We start from the raw sequence: 3,641 nt of genomic DNA, 5'->3' as shown, positions 1-3,641 counted from the left end.
TCCAGCAGATTTCTAGTTTTGTTATGTCCATCTGGGGAACGCTAACCACATGGTGGACTGAAAACCAGCAATTGATTCTAAATGCTGCAACCACGGTATGGAATGCCATCACTACGGTTATTCAAACGGTGATGACTATTCTTGGGCCGCTCATCCAAGCAAGCTGGGAAAATATCAAACTCATCATCACAGCCGCTTGGGAGATGATAAAGATTGTTGTCGAGACTGCTATCAATGTGGTACTTGGTACCATTAAGGCAGTCATGCAGGTTATCACTGGTGATTGGACTGGAGCGTGGGAAACCATTAAACAAGTTCTAGCTACGGCTTGGGAGGGAATAAAGTCCCTGATTTCATTAGCTTTAAACTTCATCGCCCAGTACATCACAACTGCTTGGACAGGTATCAAAAATACCATTGCAAACTTACTGTCCGCCATTAGTTCGGTTGTTTCTTCCGTCTGGACAGCAATCCAATCGACCATATCCAGTATTTTATCTAACATCGGCTCAACAGTCTCCAATATTTGGAACAGTATCCGAAACACGGTCTCTAGTGTCTTGAATGGCATTTCAAGCACGGTGTCATCCGTTTGGAATGGTGTCAAGAATACCATTTCCAATGCCATCAATGGGGCAAAAGATGCCGTGAGTAACGCTATCAATGCCATCAAAAATCTCTTTAACTTCCAAATTCGCTGGCCGCATATCCCCCTCCCTCACTTTAGGGTGTCTGGGTCTGCCAATCCTCTTGATTGGTTGAAGGGTGGAATTCCTAGAATTTCCATCGATTGGTATGCCAAAGGTGGTATTCTAACCAAACCAACCGCATTTGGAATGAATGGCAATAGCCTGATGGTTGGTGGTGAAGCAGGAAAAGAAGCGGTGTTACCTTTGAATGAACAAACCTTGGGTGCCATTGGTCGAGGAATCGCAAAGACCATGACAAGCAATCTACCACCCATTCACATCACTATTACAGGTAACACAGTCAGAGAAGAGACTGATCTTTACCGACTAGCGGAGATGGTTGGAGAAAAACTAGTGTATGAATTAGAACGTCAACAAGGATTGAGAGGAGTGAAACCATGATTAGACATAATGCATTAACCATTGGTGGAGTATCCACGTCTAGTTTTCCTTTTAAGGTAATCGTGGAAGATAGTCCTTCAATCACAGTAAGTGAAAGTAAGACTCAATTGATAGAACACCAAGGCCTGTCAGGAGCGGTTCTTCAAACCAATCCTCGCAGAAGTGTCATGGAACTGAGCTACACCCTTTATCTTGTAAAACCTAGTGAAGAACAGTTATTTTCCTTTTTGAAGCTATTTCTGAAAGAAGGATTTTGGCTTGAGAACGCTAGTTTCAAGACCATACGCTTTTGGTGTTACAAGGTTCAGCATACTCCAGTTCAAAAGGATAAGATGGGTGTGTATGAGCTTAAGGTTATTTTTTCTTGTCACCCAACTAAGTGGTTCAAAACGACGACCTCGCAGGTGTTTAGGACTAGTGGTACTTTGAGAAGTCAAGGTTCAGCCATTGCTTTTCCAAAGATTACCATAAGCGGCAACTCAAGTAGTGAAACTAGCTTTACGATTGGGGATGATGTCATCCGCTTGGAGCGATTACAAGAAACACTCATTATGGATAATAATCCTAGTCAGCCAAGTTTTAAGACACAAAGAGGTCAGCCTGTAAAATGGTCTGGTGATTTTATCTCCATTGATGCAGGTAGAAATGACTCAGTTGGAGTTGTCTTAGGCTCTGGCATCACATCATTAACAATAGAAACGAATTGGGGGTGGGCATAGTGCTATCATTATTAGACAAAACTGTTCGAACGGCAAAATGGCATGGGAAACCACTCCCAGAAACCATTAAGGCAAGTGTCAAAGAAACCTTGAATGGTGATTTTGTCCTGAACTTTACTTATCCGATCACAGATAGCGGATTATTTCGAGAGATAAAAGAGGACTACCTCGTTCGTAGTCCTGTTCCAATATTGGGACACCAGTTGTTTCGGATAAAGAAAGTCATCGAAGGAGACACCAGTCTTGAAGTTGTGGCCTATCACATATCAGATGACATCATGACTAGATTAGTATCGCCATTTAGGTGTGAACAGGTATCCTGTGCAACAGCACTATCAAGCATGGTCATGGCGAGCAAGTCTCCACTGGGAGATTTTTCTTTTACAAGTGATATTGTCAAGAACAGAACCTATACAACAGACAAGGAACAGACGCTTTACTCCACACTACTGGATGGTAAACACTCTATCCTTGGAACTTGGGAGGGAGAATTGGTTCGAGATAACCTTGCCCTATCAATTAAAAGTGAGCGAGGACAAGACCGTGGAGTTGTTATCTCTACTCACTACAATTTGAAAAAGTATCAACGAACCAAAGAAAGTTCACAGGTTATCACTCGTATCCATGCCACTTCAAGCTTCAAACAAGAGGGGCAGGATAGGGAGACTGTACTTCAAGTCACTGTAGATAGTCCGTTGATTAACTTCTATCCTTTCATCAATGAAGTGACCTATACAAATAATAGCGTCAGAACTCGTCAAGAGTTAATAGAGTGGGCTAGTAGCAAGTTTCGCTTAGAGGGAATTGATAAGCCAAAAGATGCCATCATCATTGAGGCATTCGAGTTAGATGGTCAAACGGTTCATCTAGGCGATACAGTGACTTTAAAAAGCAAGCTACACGGGATTGATGTGAGGAAGAAAGCCATCGCCTATGATTATGATCCTTTAGCAAAGAATTACCGCTTTATCACATTTGATGATAAGGCAAGTATCGGAACAGGTAAAACTGGCGGTAGCTTGACTACCCTAGCAAATAATCTCCTTGATGGGAATAAGCGGAGTGAGGATGTTGCCGTTGAAATTGCCATTGAAAATGCCAACCGAGCCTTTGAAGCGGAATTTGAGAAACGTCAAGTAGCCATCGATAACGCTATCGAACAGGCTCAAAGTCATGGGGAGGTCTATGCGGATCGATTAAAGGCCAGCATTGATAGTGAACTTTCTTCTATTCATCAACAGATGCGACAACAGGAAGAGGAGCAGCAACGCACAACTCGTGATTTATTGGCAAAGGCTGGGGTAAACACCAACCTAGCCACAGAAGCCAAACTGAAGGCAGAACAGGCTCAAACTGGGGCGACTGAAGCCCTCAGGAGAGCAGAACAAGCCAAGCTTGATGCCATTAATGAAGCTAACCGATTGACTTCAACGGAGCGTAGTCAGACAGAGACAAAGATTGCGACAGCAAAATCACAAGCTATCTCTGAAGCTAGTCGATTGGTTGATGTAGCAAAATCACTGTTGAGTGGACAGTTGGCAACTGTCAGTACCAATCTCTCGCAAACCAAGGAGGATATAAAACTTCTTGCGAGTAAGCATGTTGTAGATAGTCTAACTGGTCGAGTAACCGGTGCAGAATCCATGATTCAAGTGCAAGCAGACCAAATTTCCCAGCGTGTAAAAATCAGTGATTTTAACCAAGCAAAACAGAGAATCGAAACTGCCGAGTCGTCTATTTCGCAATTGGGGAATCGGATAACGACTGAGATTCGAGAGACCATAGCTAAGATTCCAGTTGATTTTGGTGGTCGAAATTACATACTAAAAAG

The 3,641-nt window shown here is 42.9% G+C and carries 2 protein-coding genes and 1 pseudogene; all 3 read left to right on the top strand.

Annotation, left to right across the window (positions count from 1 at the left end; translation table 11 throughout):
• Window positions 1-1,091, top strand: a pseudogene (locus RFK25_RS11220) (phage tail tape measure protein); the annotation flags it as partial.
• Window positions 1,088-1,810 (top strand): phage tail protein, encoded by a 723-nt coding sequence (locus tag RFK25_RS11215; RefSeq protein ID WP_105208207.1) that lies wholly within the window; start codon window positions 1,088-1,090, stop codon window positions 1,808-1,810. The pseudogene RFK25_RS11220 and the gene RFK25_RS11215, both read left to right, overlap by 4 nt.
• Window positions 1,810-3,641, top strand: a 1,832-nt coding sequence (locus tag RFK25_RS11210) for a phage tail spike protein (RefSeq protein WP_332413511.1), incomplete at its 3' end; no start/stop codon positions are given. The genes RFK25_RS11215 and RFK25_RS11210, both read left to right, overlap by 1 nt.

This window comes from Streptococcus sp. SS-4456 (assembly GCF_036680365.1).
In the GTDB taxonomy this organism is placed as follows: Bacteria; Bacillota; Bacilli; order Lactobacillales; family Streptococcaceae; genus Streptococcus.
Note: the sequence above shows the minus strand (reverse complement) of the source record. Positions and strands in the feature narration are given on the sequence as shown.

Excerpts from the sequence above, each read along its gene's own strand:
- RFK25_RS11215 (WP_105208207.1), top strand. The coding sequence starts at position 1,088 with ATGATTAGACATAATGCATTAACCATTGGTGGAGTATCCACGTCTAGT.